This is a genomic window from Allohahella marinimesophila (assembly GCF_039538005.1).
In the GTDB taxonomy this organism is placed as follows: Bacteria; Pseudomonadota; Gammaproteobacteria; order Pseudomonadales; family Oleiphilaceae; genus Allohahella; species Allohahella marinimesophila.
The window spans coordinates 21,807-38,782 of sequence record NZ_BAABBO010000011.1; the positions used below are offsets into that span (position 1 = coordinate 21,807).

Annotated in this window: 16 protein-coding genes; 10 read left to right on the plus strand and 6 right to left on the minus strand. The window is 56.4% G+C overall.

Features of this window, described 5'->3' with window-relative positions; all coding sequences use genetic code 11:
• Window positions 1-16: 16 nt before the first annotated feature.
• Entirely contained in the window at window positions 17-436 is a 420-nt protein-coding gene (locus ABD735_RS12320; RefSeq protein WP_344806823.1) for an OsmC family protein, read from the minus strand.
• A 184-nt stretch (window positions 437-620) separates the two neighbouring features.
• Between ABD735_RS12320 and crp the strand changes: the two genes are divergently transcribed.
• Entirely contained in the window at window positions 621-1,265 is a 645-nt protein-coding gene (gene crp, locus ABD735_RS12325) for a cAMP-activated global transcriptional regulator CRP (protein ID WP_344806825.1), read from the plus strand.
• A 45-nt stretch (window positions 1,266-1,310) separates the two neighbouring features.
• Here crp and ABD735_RS12330 read toward each other — a convergent pair whose 3' ends face one another.
• Complete coding sequence (locus ABD735_RS12330; protein WP_425548609.1) at window positions 1,311-1,634, minus strand: YbaN family protein; 324 nt, start codon at window positions 1,632-1,634, stop codon at window positions 1,311-1,313.
• 379 nt (window positions 1,635-2,013) lie between these two features.
• On the opposite strand from ABD735_RS12330, the gene ABD735_RS12335 reads away from it, so the two are divergent.
• The 4 genes from ABD735_RS12335 to ABD735_RS12350 all read left to right on the plus strand — a co-directional run bounded on the left by ABD735_RS12335 (window position 2,014) and on the right by ABD735_RS12350 (window position 7,091).
• Window positions 2,014-2,409: a YbjQ family protein gene (locus ABD735_RS12335; RefSeq protein ID WP_344806827.1), complete on the plus strand. Its 396-nt coding sequence runs from the start codon at window positions 2,014-2,016 to the stop codon at window positions 2,407-2,409.
• 224 nt (window positions 2,410-2,633) lie between these two features.
• On the plus strand, window positions 2,634-4,598 hold the full coding sequence (locus tag ABD735_RS12340; protein ID WP_344806829.1) for a TOL_0244 family TonB-dependent receptor: 1,965 nt from the start codon (window positions 2,634-2,636) through the stop codon (window positions 4,596-4,598).
• A gap of 10 nt (window positions 4,599-4,608) precedes the next feature.
• A complete protein-coding gene (locus tag ABD735_RS12345; protein ID WP_344807393.1) occupies window positions 4,609-5,190 on the plus strand; it encodes a TOL_0243 family YfiR-like periplasmic protein in 582 nt (193 codons plus the stop codon).
• Complete coding sequence (locus ABD735_RS12350; protein ID WP_344806831.1) at window positions 5,187-7,091, plus strand: sensor histidine kinase, YfiR-like protein-associated; 1,905 nt, start codon at window positions 5,187-5,189, stop codon at window positions 7,089-7,091. The genes ABD735_RS12345 and ABD735_RS12350 overlap by 4 nt, the downstream gene beginning before the upstream one ends.
• A gap of 15 nt (window positions 7,092-7,106) precedes the next feature.
• Here the strand turns inward: ABD735_RS12350 and ABD735_RS12355 are convergent, their stop codons facing one another.
• Window positions 7,107-8,114, minus strand: a complete 1,008-nt coding sequence (locus ABD735_RS12355) for an AraC family transcriptional regulator (protein ID WP_344806834.1) — start codon at window positions 8,112-8,114, stop codon at window positions 7,107-7,109.
• 130 nt (window positions 8,115-8,244) lie between these two features.
• Between ABD735_RS12355 and ABD735_RS12360 the strand changes: the two genes are divergently transcribed.
• Window positions 8,245-10,083 (plus strand): long-chain-acyl-CoA synthetase, encoded by a 1,839-nt coding sequence (locus tag ABD735_RS12360; protein WP_344806836.1) that lies wholly within the window; start codon window positions 8,245-8,247, stop codon window positions 10,081-10,083.
• On the opposite strand, the gene ABD735_RS12365 is transcribed toward ABD735_RS12360, so the two are convergent.
• Window positions 10,080-11,081, minus strand: a complete 1,002-nt coding sequence (locus tag ABD735_RS12365; protein WP_344806837.1) for a helix-turn-helix domain-containing protein — start codon at window positions 11,079-11,081, stop codon at window positions 10,080-10,082. The two genes, ABD735_RS12360 and ABD735_RS12365, sit on opposite strands and share 4 nt — an antisense overlap.
• A 133-nt stretch (window positions 11,082-11,214) precedes the next feature.
• Between ABD735_RS12365 and ABD735_RS12370 the strand changes: the two genes are divergently transcribed.
• Complete coding sequence (locus ABD735_RS12370; RefSeq protein WP_344806839.1) at window positions 11,215-12,126, plus strand: sterol desaturase family protein; 912 nt, start codon at window positions 11,215-11,217, stop codon at window positions 12,124-12,126.
• Between the two features lie 9 nt (window positions 12,127-12,135).
• Here ABD735_RS12370 and ABD735_RS12375 read toward each other — a convergent pair whose 3' ends face one another.
• Window positions 12,136-12,378 (minus strand): DUF1653 domain-containing protein, encoded by a 243-nt coding sequence (locus tag ABD735_RS12375; RefSeq protein ID WP_344806841.1) that lies wholly within the window; start codon window positions 12,376-12,378, stop codon window positions 12,136-12,138.
• Window positions 12,379-12,493: 115 nt separating this feature from the next.
• On the opposite strand from ABD735_RS12375, the gene ABD735_RS12380 reads away from it, so the two are divergent.
• The gene (locus tag ABD735_RS12380; RefSeq protein WP_344806843.1) at window positions 12,494-12,952 is read left to right on the plus strand and encodes a hypothetical protein; all 459 of its coding nucleotides are present in this window, start codon (window positions 12,494-12,496) and stop codon (window positions 12,950-12,952) included.
• Window positions 12,953-13,051: 99 nt separating this feature from the next.
• The gene (locus ABD735_RS12385) at window positions 13,052-15,283 is read left to right on the plus strand and encodes a glycosyltransferase (protein WP_344806845.1); all 2,232 of its coding nucleotides are present in this window, start codon (window positions 13,052-13,054) and stop codon (window positions 15,281-15,283) included.
• Here ABD735_RS12385 and ABD735_RS12390 read toward each other — a convergent pair.
• Window positions 15,201-16,007 carry a TVP38/TMEM64 family protein gene (locus tag ABD735_RS12390; protein ID WP_344806847.1) on the minus strand — a complete coding sequence of 269 codons (807 nt, stop codon included), beginning with the start codon at window positions 16,005-16,007 and terminating at the stop codon, window positions 15,201-15,203. The genes ABD735_RS12385 and ABD735_RS12390 overlap by 83 nt on opposite strands.
• Before the next feature lie 147 nt (window positions 16,008-16,154).
• Between ABD735_RS12390 and ABD735_RS12395 the strand changes: the two genes are divergently transcribed.
• Window positions 16,155-16,946, plus strand: a complete 792-nt coding sequence (locus ABD735_RS12395) for a M48 family metallopeptidase (protein WP_344806849.1) — start codon at window positions 16,155-16,157, stop codon at window positions 16,944-16,946.
• The last annotated feature ends 30 nt before the right edge of the window (window positions 16,947-16,976 follow it).

A 16,976-nucleotide genomic window follows, 5' to 3' on the forward strand; every position in this document is an offset into this window, starting at 1 on the left:
GACTGGTCCGCGTAGTTCAGGATTCAGCTATCGTGTAATCGTGGGTGATTTTCACGCCACCGCGTTCGAGCATTATAGAGGCCGAGCAGTATTTGTCAGCCGACATCTTTATGGCTCGTTCAACCTGCTTTGGGCTGACATCGGTGCCCTTGATCTCGAAATGGATGTGGATATCGGTGAAAACAGCCGGTATCTCATCAGCCCGTTTGGCCTTGACCGTGGCGACACAATCCGACACCACCTGGCGCGAGCGCCGCAGGATCATCATGACATCGAACGAGGTACAGGCGCCGAGGCCGACCAGCATGGTCTCCATCGGGCGCGGTCCCTGATTCTTGCCGCCCTGATCTGGCGGGCCGTCGATAGTCAGGGTGTGGCCGCTGTCTGTCTTTGCTTCGAAAAGGGCGTCGCCCTTCCATGCTATCGTTGCTTTCATCGCGTGACCATCGGTTCGTCGGCAGCTCGTCGGCAGCAGCGCTGCCAATTATAAGGGGGCAAAGCCTATCACATGCCGGCTTGCCTAATCACAGGATTTCTGCTTAATTTAACATAGTGGTCATAATGCATCTTTCTAATGAACCCAAGCCTATGCAATTCACGAGTGAACAGAGGAATCAGGAATGGTGACGGTAGTAAAGCCAACCGAGCAAACCAAGCATCTTGATTATTTCCTCTCCCAGTGTCACCGAAGACGTTACCCCAGCAAGAGCACCATCATTTACGCGGGGGACAAGAGCGATTCGCTGTTCTACATCATCAAGGGCTCCACGACAGTTATTATCGAGGATGATGACGGCCGGGAGATGATCATGGCCTACCTGAACGCCGGAGATTTCTTTGGCGAGATGGGCGTGTTCGACCCGGAAGCGGTCGGTTCGCGCAGTGCCTGGGTCAAGGCCAAGACCGAATGCGAAGTGGCTGAGATCAGTTACAGCAAATTCCGGGAAATTGCCCAGGAAGATCCCAAGATTCTTTATTTCATCGGCGAGCAAATGGCGACGCGACTGCGTCAGACCACCCGCAAGGTTGGCGATCTCGCCTTCCTCGATGTGACCGGCCGAGTGGCCCGAACGCTGCTTGATCTTTGCCGCGAGCCCGATGCCATGACACATCCCGACGGCATGCAGATCAAGATCACCCGCCAGGAAATCGGCCGCATCGTCGGTTGCTCACGTGAGATGGTTGGTCGAGTGCTCAAGGCGCTGGAAGATCAAGGCCTTGTGCAAGTGAAAGGCAAGACCATGGTGGTGTACGGAACGCGCTGAACGACTTCCTTACAAGGGCCCGGCATTCAGCCTGAGCCCTTGCTCTCATGATTCCTCCGAAGACTGTCTAGTCGGTAACCGTGCCATGTGGACGGAGACCGCCAGTCCCGTGATCAATAGTGTCAGCGATACCCAGCGGTTGCTCACCAGCCAGGCTGACAGGGCCATGGTGCTCCAGAGCATCGCGAGCGTATAAACCTTTGCGCGAAAAGGCATCCCGCGCCCTCCAAGATAATACTCGATATATTTGCCAAGATGCGGATGCCCCACAAGCCAGCCGTGGAATTCAGGTGAGCTGCGCAAAAAGCAGGCAGCTGCCAGTAGCAGAAAGGGTGTGGTCGGCAACAGGGGCAGCACGATCCCGAGCACGCCCAACGCCACAGAAACCCAGCCTATGGCAAGCAGAATACCTCGAAGTGCCCGGCTTTTGGCTGGCCGGTATGCAATGGGCCTCTGGTCACTATCGGCTCCATCCGCCGCGGAAGCATGGTCCGATTCGGGGCTTTTCTGATCCAGGTTCAGGTGCGTCTCCTTAATCGGTGGTCAAAGCGCTGATGGTGGGCAGAAATATCTCCCGGGAGCGGTTCACAGTAGCGCAGATACATTCAAGGGCAAAGCGAACTGTAATCAATTGCAAAATCTCGACGGGCCATATGTATTCGAGTGCTCTCGTCCGTCTATAGTCCAGACATCACCCAATTGCCGCCTTTGGAATGATCCAAAGGTATGGCGGCTGTGGTATAGAGTCATGGTCATAGAAAAGAGGCGTTGCGCGTTGAATAATCCAGTGTTGGTTCCACTTTTATTGAGTCTGGGGCTTGGTGCCTGCGCATCGACCGCGCCTAAGGACAAGTACAGCGACTCGTCCATATACAAGACGCATCCGCACTTCATCCGAATTACCGACAGCGATCTTCAGCAGCGTCCATATGAGGTGCTGGGAGAGGTGTCAGCGACGGTCCAGACATCGCCAAGCTCAGACAATCAGGCCATGCCTGGCCAGTTAAGCGAGCGGATGAAGGAGCAGGCCTCAATGCTGGGCGCCGATGCGATCATATTCGCCAGATTCGATGCCGTGGATGCCAATGAGCTGACTCAGCACGAGTTGGCAGGCCATGGCAGTGCCATTCGCTTCGTTGAATGAACGCTCGATGAGCGTGCGTGTGCTCGAGTGCACTAGGGCGAGGCAGGCTGCGGCGCTATAACGATTGACTGGTTGACACCCAACTCCCATGAATTACTATCCCGATACCGGGAACATGTTGTGATGCATGCGGTGTATGTGCTTGCAAAGCACCCCTCACATCGCTTTCGTTCCGACCGCCCGTTTGTAGTCTAGTGTCGCCATGGTGCGATCAGGTCCGTTTTATGAGACGTTTACTGGGCCACAAGGTCCATCGTTACGGTGCCTGCGCACCTGGCAGTGTACATTTCGTCATAGCTGCTTCTGCGTTGCTACTGACACAGCTCTCGTTTGCAGAAGAGGCGCCGCTGCAATTGGCCCTGGCCGACCTCTCGCTGGAGGAGCTTGCCCGGATGCCTGTCATCTCAGTGTCCAAGGTCGAGCGTCCGGTGTCGGAAGCCGCCGCATCGGTATTCGTCATAACTAACGACGATGTGCGCCAAAGCGGCGCTGCCACTCTGCCTGAAGCACTGCGCCTAGCGCCGAACCTGCAGGTTGCTCGCGCCGATGCGCGTAACTACGCCATTTCATCACGAGGCTTCAATAACGTATTTGCCAACAAGATGCTGGTGATGATCGACGGTAGAACCGTGTACTCGCCCTTCTTCTCAGGTGTGTATTGGGATGCCCAGGACGTCATGCTGGAAGATCTCGAACGAGTGGAAGTGGTCAGTGGCCCTGGTGGTACACTCTGGGGTGCCAATGCGGTAAACGGTGTGGTGAATATTGTTACCCGCTCTGCCGCAGAAACGCAGGGTGAGCTGGTGTCGCTTGGTGCCAGTGGCGAAGAGCAGCATGCTGCGCTGCGCTATGGTGGCGCGTTTCCGGCAGCAGGGCATTATCGTGTGTATGCGAAGCACAGTCAGCACGACGATACCGATACGGTGAGTGGCGTATCTTCAGAGACCGGCTGGGCGCGTTCGCAGACTGGATTCAGGACCGATTTCGAAACGGGCACCCGCACACTGACCGTTCAGGGCGATGCCTATGAAGGCCGTCTCCACCAGGCCGGCACTGATGATATCGAGATCAAGGGGGCGAACCTGCTGACCCGTGGCAGCTGGGCCTTCACCCCTGGCTCCACCGCTTTTCTACAGGCCTATTTTGACCATACCCAGCGTGACCAGCCGGAAGCGTTCAGTCAGCATCTGAATACCCTGGATATCGAGCTGCAGCATGAGTGGGTCGCCAGCGAGCGACATACCCTGGTGTGGGGCGGGGGATATCGGTACATGACGGATCGGATCAATAATGGCGAGAACTTCGCCTTTCTGCCCGATGACTTCGAAGTGCACTGGACCAATGTCTTTGCCCAGGACGAAATAAGGCTGACTGAGCGCCTGACGCTGACGGTGGGCTCAAAATTCGAAGAGAATCCTTTCACCGGCTGGGAGGTCATGCCGAGTGCCCAGCTGGCGTGGGCCGCCACGCCGAACCAGCTGGTCTGGGCGAGCGTATCACGGGCGGTGCGAACGCCGTCGCGCATTGATACTGATATTTTCAGCCCCAGCTCTCCGCCGGTCGTTGATGGTGTGCCACAGTATGTCATAGCGGGCGGACCCGGTTTCGTTTCTGAAACAGCCAAAGTCTACGAGCTCGGATATCGTAGCCAGCCAGTCGCCGACGTGTCCTGGTCAGTGACTGGCTTTTACAGTGACAATAACCGTTTGCGAACACTCGAACTCAACAGTAAAGGACCAGGGCTGGTGTTCGAGAACGGGGCGAAGGCCAAATCCTACGGCGTCGAAACCTGGGGTAGCTGGCAGCCCATGTCCCAGTGGCGGCTGCATGCTGGTCTGGTCGTACAGCGTTTTGAGGCCTCACTCAAACCGGGTAGTGACGACCTGTCCAATACTACGGCGCTCGCGAGTGCGGATCCAAAATACTATGGTCAGATTCGATCTGACTACGCCATCTCGCCTCAGGTGACTTTCAATGCCATGATTCGGCATGTGGCCGAGCTTCGATCGATCGATCTGCCGGCCTACACGGCGCTGGATGCCCGTTTAGCCTGGCAGCCGCGACCGCGCCTGGAACTGTCCCTGACGGCTCAAAATCTCACTGACGGTACACATGAGGAGTTTGGCTCCGAAGCAGGACGCAGCGAATTAGAGCGCGCGTTTTTCGGAAAGCTGGTGTGGGGCCTCTGACGCCGTGCTGATGTTCCTGGCTTCAAGAGCCTGGCAAGGTGGCCTTCGCCGTCTGAATGTGCTGGCCAGTTGCGCGCTCGTCTGTCTGATGGCCATGAATGCTGTCGCTGATCAAGACGGTGCGCCGGAGTATCGCATCAAGGCCGCCATGGTGTTCAAATTTCTCAGCTACACGCAGTGGCCTGATTCGGCGTTTGAATCGGCGGAGTCCCCCTTCAGAATCTGGGTGCTCGGCTCAAGTCCGATCAGCGACGAACTCGAAGCAATCATTCGGGGCAGATTGGTCAACACGCGGCCGGTCAGCCTTTACGAAGCTGAAACCGCAGCCGATGTCACCCGACCACATGTAGTGTTCGTCAGCCGCGATGCTGAGCGATATCTCGCGGGACTATCGAGAATCACCCGTCGCCAGCCTATCCTTATCGTCACAGAAAGAGACGGAGGTTTCGAAAAGAGCAGTACCATCAATCTGAGGCTGGTAGAGGGACGTATAGGCTTCGATGTCTCACTCCCCCATGCCGGAGAAACGGGTTTGAAACTGAGCTCTCGTCTGCTGTCTGTCGCTTCTTCGGTGAAGCGGGAAGAGCCATGATGCCGCGCCCGTTCAAAGACTCCATTTCCAACAAGCTCATGCTGGTAGTGATGGCCACCACCTTCATTACCCTGCTTGTGTATGGCTCGATCATGCTCGTGTTCGATCTTCGTGGTTACCATGAAGAGCTGATCAACGACGTGCGCACGCAGGCGAGTATCGTGGCGGATGTCAGTGCGCCGGCACTCGAATTCAATGATCCGCAGACTGCCAGCCAGCATCTTGGGCTGCTGAGAACACGACCGGTCATTATCCATGCAGCCCTGCTCACGCCCAGCGGCGAGCGTTTCGCCGAATACATCAGCGCCAGGTCAACTCGCGAGGAGGAGCCAATCGCCTGGCCTTCCCGAAATAATCGGGTGGCGGGCTACGTCATTGAGGGCAACCGACTCGAGGTCTGGCAGCCATTGGTCAAGGATGGGCAGATACTGGGGTCGGTGTACATCAGCGCTCGCTACGAGCTGAGCAATCGGCTGGTCAATTACGTGCTCATTCTGGTGGGCGTGATGGCGGCGAGCCTTGGCTTTGCGCTCTTCATTGCGACCTGGCTCAGGGGGGCTCTGACCGGCCCCATCTTCGCCGTCACGGATATAGCCCGGCAAGTCATGCAGACCCGGGACTTCGCTCTGCGTGCCGAAAAACATTCCGAAGATGAAATAGGCGTGCTGGTTGATGCCTTCAACGACATGCTCCGCGAAATCGAGCGTCGCGCCAAGGCGCTGGAAGCGTCCAACCACTCCCTTGAACATGAGATGTCCGAGCGGCAAGCGGCCGAGCGAGCTTTGCGCATCGCCGACCGACGCAAGGACGAGTTTCTCGCCACGCTTGCGCACGAACTGCGCAATCCGCTGGCCCCCCTGGCCAACGGACTCCGCATACTGCGGCTGCCGGGCCAGATGTCTCCTGAGCAGCAGACTGCGCTGGTCGTGATGGAGCGACAGCTGAAACAGATGGTCAGGCTGGTCGACGACCTCCTCGACGTTTCCCGCATCACGACTGGCAAACTCACCATCACAAAATCGCTTGTCGATCTTCAGTCGATCATGCAGAGCGCCATTGAAACCAGTGGCCTCTTCATCGAAGAGCTGGGGCATGACCTTGAAGTCGACATGCCTGCAAGGCCCATCTGTATCGATGCCGACCCGGTGCGCCTGGCACAGGTCTTCTCGAATCTTCTGAATAATGCTGCTAAATATACCCCTCGTGGCGGCAAGATCAGGTTTTCAGCGCGAGTGGAGAACGGGCAGGCGATCATCGATGTGGTCGATAACGGTATCGGCATCGAAGCGGAGATGCTCGCAGAAATTTTTGGCATGTTCATTCAGGTCGACCAGTCGCTGGAGCGTGATCAGGCAGGGCTTGGCGTCGGTCTGGCCCTGTCGAAGCGGCTGGTCGAGCTGCACGGTGGAAATTTGCTGGTCGGCAGTGCCGGGCATTCCCTCGGCAGCACGTTTACCGTAGTGGTGGATGTGGAGCATGAGAATGCAGATGCAGGCGACCCCAGGGCATCTTCGCCCAAAACGCGAGTGGAGCCCTGTCGAGTCCTGCTGGTGGATGACAACGTCGACTTCGTGACGAGTCTGAAAACGCTGCTGACACACTCCGGGCATGAAGTGCGTCTTGCTCACTCCGGTGCCGATGCGCTAGCCATGGCTGGTGAGTACGTCCCCGATATCGCCTTTCTGGATATCGGCATGCCCGGTATGAACGGCTACGATCTGGCCAGGGCGCTGAGGCAGCTGCCTGAGCTTGCCCACTGTACGCTAGTGGCAGTGACTGGCTGGGGCCAGGAGAAGGACAGGCAACTGTCAAAAGAGGCCGGGTTCGACCACCACCTGCTCAAGCCGGCGTCACTGGAAGACATCAAGGCCCTCATCGAGTTCGGTAGCGTCGCCACCTGAGGGCGCTGACGGCTGTCACGGATCGAATCTGCCCGGCGTGGTGCCAAACCAGGCGCGGAAGGCTTTGAAGAAAGCACTCGGCTCACTGAAGCCGAGCAGGTCGCTGAGTTCTACCATCTTAGAGACGCCATGCTTCAGGTAGTAACGCGCCCTTTCTTTGCGGACGGCCATCAACAGACTCTGGTAGTTACTACCCTCTTTCTTCAATTTTCGGTGCAGGGTCTGCCGGCTCATGTTGAGCTGTCTGGCTACGAAGTCCGAACTCAGCGCAGGATGTTGCAGACCGTCTCTGATGATTCGCCGCACCTCTGTAACCAGAGACCGTGCTCGGATCAGTTTCTCGCTATGGTCTAGCAGACGGCTTTCCAGGACCCCCTTCACATAGGCATTGCGTGAAGCGATCGGGAGTGCAAGGTCTTCGTGAGCGACCAGCATGGCATCCTCGGCTTGTCCAAAGCTGATCGTCTCACCAAAGATAGCCTTGTAAACGCTGGTGTCGTCCACACGATGCCTGAATGTCGTCTCAAGCGGCACGATCATTTTTCCGGTGAGGTGTCGAGCCCAGCTCACACCGGCTGCCATGCTTCGTTCGATGGCATGTCTATGGCGATATTCTGGCGGTGAGATCTCGTAAATCACCTTCATGCCTGCAACCTGCGGAACCATCCTGATTCTTTCTACCTCACTCATGACAGGTGCATATCTGGCGGAAATGACAATGACTTCGCCCAGTGTGTCTGCGAATCTGACAACGTTGGAAATCATGCCCATGGCCTGGAGATTGATACGGCTGCCGATGTACAGGCCAAGATCCTGCGCCATGGACGATTGCTCGCCGAGTGTCCACAAGGCCTGAACGAGGCTGACCGGGAAGCGGGCTTCGATATTTTCGAGATCGGAGCGTCTGATGCCAGCCACCTCAGCATCGGGGCCTGGCAGCACGCCGCGCTCCACCAGTCCGTCGAAGAGATCAAGTATCGGTGCGGCAGAGATGGTGGGTTCGTTCGAATGGAACTTTGTCACATCAGCGCCGGCGGGATCGTGAGACAAAAGGACACAAGGATGTTACGCGTCATCATTACCGGCACCGATATCAGCAGTTAGCATTGCGCACATACAAAAACAGTCAACACAGGAGGCAGGAGAGCCAGCCATGGATAATCAGGACATCATAACGTTTCCGCAGTTCGCAAGAAAAATACCAATGCTCATTTCGGGTGTGCCGGGGCTGGTGAAAGGCCTCAAGGTAGGCGATACCAAGGACAAAACCCGGGAGGTGGGTCTTGGTAGGTGTATCGAAACACTGGCCGCGGACAGTGGCGAGACTGAAGCCATAGTTGATGGCGACAGATCGCTGAGCTATGCCGAGTTCAACGCCTGGACCAATCGCGTGGGCAATTACCTGGCCTCCACTGGCATCATCAAGGGTGATGCGGTCGTCGTCATGATCGAGAACCGTCTGGAGCTGATGGTAGCGCTGACCGCCTGTGCCAAGATCGGTGCCGTCAGTGCGCTGGTCAATACCTCCCAGCGAGGGCGGGTGCTGACCCACAGTATCAATCTCGTCGAGCCGAAGGCGGCCATAGTGGGTGCTGAGCTGCGGTCAGCCTACGAAGAGGTGAAGACGGAGCTCACCGTTCCCGAGCAGCGACAGTTTCTCGTAGATGATACAGTGCAGTCGGGATTACCGCCTGCCTCGTCGCATAGCGGGGACTTCTGGATCGATCTGATGCATGGCAGCAAGCTGGCCTCCGGCGATAACCCCCGTCAATCGCGCGAAATCTATCCCGATGACCCCTGCTTCTACATCTACACCTCAGGCACGACGGGTCTGCCCAAAGCTGTAGTGTTCAACCACGGTCGGTTCATGAAGGCCTATGGGTCCTTCGGATTCGCTGCCGTCAAACTGGTGCCAAGTGACAGGATGTACGTCTGTTTGCCGTTCTATCACGCCACTGCCCTGGCAGTATGCTGGGGCTCTGTGCTGGCAGGCGGTGCGACACTGGTCATGGCGAGACGCTTCAGCGCGTCGAAATTCTGGGACGATATACGTCATCACAACGCCACCGCCTTTGGCTATGTCGGCGAACTGTGTCGTTACCTGATCGAGCGATCCGCCTCGCCGGATGACACAGACAACAGGGTTAGGGTCATCGTCGGCAATGGCCTCCGGCCCTCGATCTGGAAGCAATTCAAGGATCGTTTCGGTGTGCCCCGGGTGATGGAGTTCTACGCGTCCAGTGAAGGCAATATCGGCTTCTCCAATGTGCTGAATTTCGACAACACGGTGGGCCTCTGTCCATTCCGTTATTCGATCGTTGAATATGACAACGAGCATGAGCGGCCAGTACGTAACAGCAAGGGACGAATGATTCCGGTAGGTAAAGGTAAAATTGGCCTTTTGATTGGGGAAATTTCGGAGAAAACGCCGTTCCACGGCTATACCGACGCCGAGAAGACCCAGAAGTGCATTTTTCAGGACGTCTTCAAGCCGGGCGATCGGTGGTTCAACTCTGGCGATCTGATGCGGAATATGGGTTTTCGCCACGCTCAATTCGTCGATCGGCTGGGTGATACCTTCCGCTGGAAAGGGGAAAATGTCTCCACGACTGAGGTGGAGCTGATTATCGATGGCCATGACAGCGTGATCGAATCTATCGTGTACGGCGTGGAAATTCCCAACACCAACGGGCGTGCAGGTATGGCCTGGCTGAAAACCTCAGGGCACCCGGGGCAGTTCGATTTTGCGAGCTTTCTGAGGATGCTACGCACCAGCCTGCCAGCCTGTGCTGTGCCCGTATTCCTGCGATTGGGGGAGGATGCCGAGACCACCGGCACCTTCAAGCACAAAAAGGCGCCTTTGAAGGATGCGAGCTTCGATATCAACGCGATTGACGATCCGGTGTACGTGTGGCTGCCTGGGACATCGACATACACTCGCGTCACACAGTCGGTGCTCGATGGCATCAACAATGGCGCCTATCGGTTCTAGGCCTCTCCCCCTCCACGCCTGAATCGTCCTGGCGAAAGCCCTGACCAACGGCGAAACGCTCTGGTAAATGCGCTCTGCTCGGAAAAACCGAGCAGCAGCGCAATATCACTGAGACTCAAGCCCGGATCGGCAAGATACTGCTCTGCCAGTTGCTCGCGACTGCGGTCCAGCCATTGCTGCCAACTCAGGCCGTGCTGTGACAGCCGTCGCTGCAGCGTTCGCGGTGACATATGCATCGCCTTTGCAGCACGATTCAAGGTCGGCTCGCCGTCAGCCAACAGCCTGAGCAGAATCTGCTGAAGAATTCGTTCGACCTCGGATGAACCTGGCAGCGCACGCAGCAAGGCCTGAGCCTGACGGTCGAGCAGTCGTCTCAGGGTCGGATCCCGGCGAGGCATTGAAATGGACAGGTATGTTTGTGGAAATCGAACCCTGACATAAGTGTCTTCGAAGGTAACCGGGCAGCCGAAGAACGTCTCGTAGGCCGAGGCGGTGAGGGCATCGACACTGCCTCGAAAGCTGACTGCCGAGATTGGGGGTGGTTTGTCCATCTGCCTTTGCAGAAAGGTGAGTAGAGCGGCAATGGCGACACCGTCGCCGAGCTGTCCGAGACCACTGCTGTCTGGTGGCCATCGAATCTCTATCACATCATCGATCGCCTCCAGTTCAGCGATACTGACGCCATAAAACAGCCGCTCATAGCGCTGATAGGCCAGCATGGCCTCGCCAAGGGTATCGGAGGCCAGCACAAGGTAGCCGAGAACGCCGACATGCGCGGGCGTCACACAGGCTCCAATGCTCAGCTCCGCTGCAGGATTGCCCGTGGCCAGTGCAACACCACGCTCGATCAATTCGCGCCAGACAGGTACCGGCACATTGTCTTCCCGGGACCAGCGGGCCAGCGCACTGCGAAGGTCGAGGGCATCGAAGTGCTCTTCATCGAGCCAGTCTCGCAATAGCCCTGTCCAGGCACCGGTCACCCTCATCACCTGAGCCATCAGGATCACCTCGTATGGCGTTGGCGTCTTTTGTCAAAACAAAGACGTAAAAAGTCAATAATAGCAGCTGGATTCGGAGAAGAATAAGGGCTCGACAGTGAAACGGTGATGGGGTGGGCAGGCGATGATAGACATGATGACTGCGATGCTCCGCGAAAGCGGACTCCTGGAGATGTGGGCTTGGCTGAGCGGCTGGCTGGCACTCGATGCGCGACAGCTCATCTTCATGGTAGCCACGCCGATGTTCATTGCTGTCACGGTGTGGGAGTATCGCCGAATCAGGCACGACGCTCGCCTCATGGATGTGGGTGAAGCTTTTCGAAATTTCGGCCTGGGGGCGGGCTATCAACTCACGGAACTCCTGTTTGCAGGCATCATCGCGTTTCCTGTCTACGCGCTGGTATATCACTACCGTCTGCTGGATCTTGAGCTCACCTGGCTGACGGGATTGCTGGTGCTGATCGGTGTGGACATCTGTTTCTACTTGATGCATCGCTCAAGCCATCGCATGCGCTGGTTCTGGGCTGCACACGTCGTTCACCATTCATCCGAGCGCATGAATTTCTCGACTGCGATGCGCCAGAATGCGACCAATATTTTCAATGGCAACTGGGTCTTCTATCTGCCACTGGCGCTGATCGGCTTTAACCCGGTCTGGATCGGTGTCGCCTATGCCATGTCGCTGGTGTACCAGTTCTTCATTCACACCACACTAGTCGGACGCCTGCACCCCTGGGTCGAGCTGATATTCAATACGCCCAGTCATCACCGGGTTCATCACGGACGAAACCCTGCCTACATCGACCAGAATTACGGCGGAGTGCTGATCGTATGGGATCGTCTGCTGGGTACATTTGTACCCGAGGATGAGCGGAATCCGCCAGAGTACGGCATTACCCGTCAGATTCATTCGAACAATCTGCTGCGCCTATGGACGCACGAATACGTCGACCTGTTCCGCGACATGCGTCGACCTGGCGCCGTCATGTCCCGGCTGAAACATTTGTGGATGCCACCTGATTGGGAGCGGACAGACAAGGATTAGGCTGACAGCTCAGACCAGGCCGAGCGAGGACTCGAGCGGCCCTTCCCATGCAAAGCGCGGGATGCTTTCACCGTCTATTTCCACAGACTCCGTGAACATCCGCAGGGGGCGCACCCAGAGCCCCTGTTCCCCATAGAGCGCCCTGTACACCACAAGCGCTTCCTCGGTTTCGCTATGATGCGCCACCCCTAAAACGGCATATTGCTGCCCCTTATAGTGGCGATAGATCCCAGACTTCAGACTGTTATTCATGTGTACATTCCCAATTGGAGTCGAGGCGGTGACCAGTGAGCGTTTCAGATTATCTTTTACTTGTTGAGCGATAAATCTACAATAGCTGGCAGATCGCCTATTCGCAGGGGGTGCCATGAGCTTTACCGTAACGAGTGAGCTCCAGGTTGGTGCAGACGAGCTCCTGGCTACGTTGAACATGGCTGGAGTGAATGAAGAAATTGCGCCTTTCCTGAAGATGACGGCGCCAGCTGGATGGGCCACGCGGCCCATAGAAGCCTGGCCTGAACGAACATCGCTGTTCTCGAGCTGGATACTTCTGTTCGGTATCGTACCACTGGACAAGCATACCTTCTTCTTTCGTAGCATAGACCCAGCGTCAGGCTTCAGCGAAAGCTCGTCTTCGCTCATGCATTCCTGCTGGGAGCATCAGCGGGAAATCGATGGTAGCGAATTCGCCTGCCGGATCAGTGATACGGTAAATTTCAAGTGCCGAGTGCCAGGACTTGCCGTGCTGCTTGCGCCAATTTATCGGGCAGTGTTCAGGCACCGCCACCGTAGGCTCAGAATGCGGTATGGTTACAACCACGATTGACGCTGGACATTGCCACCGCTGTTTATTCGGTTGACTGATCTTCACATTGAGGTGTTCAAGTAGGGGCGCCTTGCAAGGGACTGTAAGAATTTAATGGCAATGACCAGAAAGCAGCGTTGGCTTCGCTTTGCCTATGTGGCGAACATCTTATTCGTGTGTGCATTGGTTGCTCATCAGATTCGTCTGTATGTAGAAGAGCCAGAGTTCGAGTCCGTGCACGCCAAGCAGGTTCCGGATATCAGACAGCTGCTTGAGCGCAAGTCGGCCTACCGTTTTGCCGTGGTAGGCAATATCAATAATTCGGTGCACGTCTTCCGCGATAGAATCATTCCACGAATCAACAACAGCAATATTGATTTTCTGGTCTCGGCTGGCAATGCCGTCGCTAGCGGCCAGGAGGAAAATTATCGTGCCATCTACAAGACCCTCGAGAGGCTCTCAAGGCCTTATCTGCTGACCTATGGTGCCAACGAACATAGTGATTTTGGCAGCTTTCAGTTCTATGAGCATTTTGGGCCGCATTTCTTTTCCTTTCTCTCCGGCGACAGCCATTTCATCTTTCTGGATGGCACTGGCAAGTCCTCGCTGACCTGGCAACTGGACTGGATGGAGCGCGAGTTACTCTACTCAGATGCCGAGCATCGCTTTATGTTTATCGGCTTGCCCTTGCAGACCGTGGATCATGATCTCCCACCGTTCGAATCGGATGCTTTTCTCGAGCCGAAAGTCTTCCGCGATGCTCTGGTCAGGATTGCAGAGGCTCATGGTGTGGACGCGGTCTTTTCCGCAAATCTGACACTGTTCTCGAAACAGCTTGTGAATGGGGTCGAATACGTGACCACTGGCGGTGCGGGAGGCATGATCGTCGACTCAGAAGACAGTTTTCATCACTACGTAGTCGTCGATGTAGACGAACAGGGGGTGAACATTTCCCGCGTCCGGCTGGACGTCGATGAAATCGCCTGGCGACGAACACTCAAGAGTGCCTGGTCGACGATCTACGCTTTTTTCTATGTGAGTTATCTCAGATTTCTGCTCATCGTCAGCGTCCTGGTCATTGCGGCCATTCGGCTACATCGACTGATTGCCGAAGAACGACATTACTACCCCAATTTTGAAATCGATCCGACGCCGTACATGAACCGGCCCCTTCGAATTGGCATGTACTCCAACAATTACTTTCCCTTCGTATCCGGAGTTTCGGTCTCGGTGGATCGCTTACGTCACGGGCTCAGGTCTCTCGGTAATGAGGTCCTGCTCTTCGTACCGCGCTATGCCGAAAAGGTGGCGGCAGATCAAGGGGTCATCAGGGTACCGACGCTGCTGGCTTTCGGTGAAAAAGGCGAGTTCCGGCTGACGAATCCGCTGTCACTGAAATTCTATCGCGAACTCAAGGCCTTCAAACCGGATATCATCCACGTTCATCATCCTTTCTGGCTCGGATCTCTGGGGCTCTTGTTCGGATGGCGACTCAAGGTGCCCGTGATCTATACCTACCATACCAGGCTGGAACACTACGCCCACTTCGTGCCACTGCCAGGTATGCTGTTCAGGAATCTGATCTCTCACTATCTGATAAAGCGCTTTTCCAATCGTTGCCAAGGTGTGATCGTGCCGACATATTCTGCTGAGGAATATCTTCGCGTACTTGGGGTAAGAACGAGCACACTTGTTCAGCCCACGGGCATTGATGCCGACCGTTTCAGGACGATTGATGACGCCCGTGTGGAAGCGCTTCGACATCAGTATGCCCTGACCGGCAAGAAAGTACTGATCAGCGTGTCCAGAATCAGCAGGGAAAAGAACATCGGCTTCATGCTGGGGGCGCTTGCCGTGTTGCGTCAGTGGGGGGTACACAATTTTCATCTGCTGCTGGTTGGGGACGGGCCGGCCACCCAGCAGGTGCAGGATCGAATCGATGAACTCGATCTGGCTGAGCATGTCACCCTGGTTGGACTGGTGTCACCCCAGGACATCGTGCTGTATTACCATCTGGGTGACGTGTTCGTGTTCGCTTCGAAGTCCGAGACACAGGGCATGGTCATACTCGAGGCGATGGCTGCGGGCCTGCCTGTTGTCACGGTGAGATCAAGCGGGATCGATGACGTCGTGCGCCAGGGACATAACGGTTTCAAGGCCCCTGAAAACAGGCATGAATGGGCTCAGAGTTTGAAAGAGCTTATTGAAGATGACGAACTTCGGGCCGCGCTGGGGCATCAGGCCCAAGCCTTCGCCACCGAGTACGATATCAGTCATTTTGCCCGTTCTGTGAGCGGCTTTTATGCTGAAGTACTGGCACAGTATCACCTGAATCGCCCTCGCGTTCGTTAGGCATCCTGATCTGATCGGCCGTATGCACCGGCGGGGTTTTGGGCGCCTGGGATCGCATGTAGCGTCTTGTGAAGCGCGTGAGAATGATCAGGAGCACAACCGCGGCGGCCAAGCCGACCAAAGCCCAGAACAGCTCCTCCCGCTCGACGGCGTTAAAGAGTGCGCCAAGCTGGCTGCCCAGCAGAATGACAACGGCGAGTCCCGGCACGATGCCCAGGGTCGACCCTATCATGTAGTCACGAAACCGGAGGTGGAAGGCGCCAGCCATCATGTTGGTCAGCGTGAACGGCGCCAACGGCAGCAGGTTGATGATGGTCATCGTGCGGATGCCGCGCTCCGACAGATAGCCCGACATCCCGTGGAGATAGCGCCCACCGTAACCAAGCAGGGCTTCGCGGCCCAGCCAATAACCCGCCCAGTACGACACCACGGAAGAGGCCAGGGTGCCTAGGGTGGCATACAACAAACCCCAGCCCGGGCCAAAGACAAGGCCTGTCACCACCACCAGCAGGCTGAGCGGAAACATGGTCAGCAGTAGGCCGGCATACACAAAGGTCACCGCCAGAAACATCCATGGCGCCGTGCGCCATTCAGCCAAATGCCGCACCATATCTCTGACTGCGCCCGTAGACAGAAAACCGTTTGCGCTCATCCAGCGCCACATGAGGGCGAGAAGGCCGATGATCAGGATCCCCAGGATCAGTTTCACCAATGTGCGTTGCATAACACGATTACCCTTGGGGACAATGCGAAATGGGGCAGAATACACTAGCACCTGAGCTCGCCAAAGCTGCTACGCGCTGATATTGCAAAACGCCCCGGCTGACACCATTGATAGGGTCAGGTTGGGCCACACTATCGAGGAAGATCGTTGAAACCAGGATTACTGTTCATTGCTACGATGTTGAGCCTGCTGACGGCTTGTCAGGAGTCACCCTCTGGACGCAGCCAGCTCGCTCTCCTGCCTGACTCCATGATGGATGAGCTTGGTCAGGAAGCCTTTGCCGAAATGAAGCGCCAGCAGCCAGTTGAGACGAGCCCCGCCGTCAATGCCTACGTACAATGTGTGGCTGGGCATGTCATTGATGCTGCAGTTCGGGTCTATCCCCCCGAGTCCATGCCGGAGTCATGGGAGGTGGTGGTGTTTGATGACCCCCAGCCCAATGCCTTTGCCTTGCCCGGCGGCAAGATCGGCGTACACACGGGTATGTTGCGTCTGGCACAGACACCGGATCAGCTGGCTGCTGTCATTGGCCATGAAGTTGCTCATGTTCTGGCTGATCATGGCAATGAGCGGATGACCCAGCAGCTGGGTATACAGTCTGTATTGTATGTTGTCGGTTTCTTCAGTGAAGGTGAGGGGCAACGTCTGTTGATGGAGGCGCTGGGCATTGGCTCACAACTGGGTATCGCTTTGCCGTTCAGCCGCGCTCACGAGCGCGAAGCTGATCTGCTCGGGCTCAACATCATGGCCAGTGCGGGCTTCGAGCCGCAGCAAAGTGTGAATCTGTGGCGTAATATGGCTGCAGCGGCTGGCGGTCAGCCCTTGGAATTTTTGTCCACGCACCCTGCCCATGAAACCCGAATCGAGCGTTTGCAGGAAGAGATGGAAGTCGCGTTGAAGCTGTATCAGGCGGCTACGCCCGCATCGTGTGCGGGCTAGATCCCGACACCGTCTGCTGAGCGACAGCGT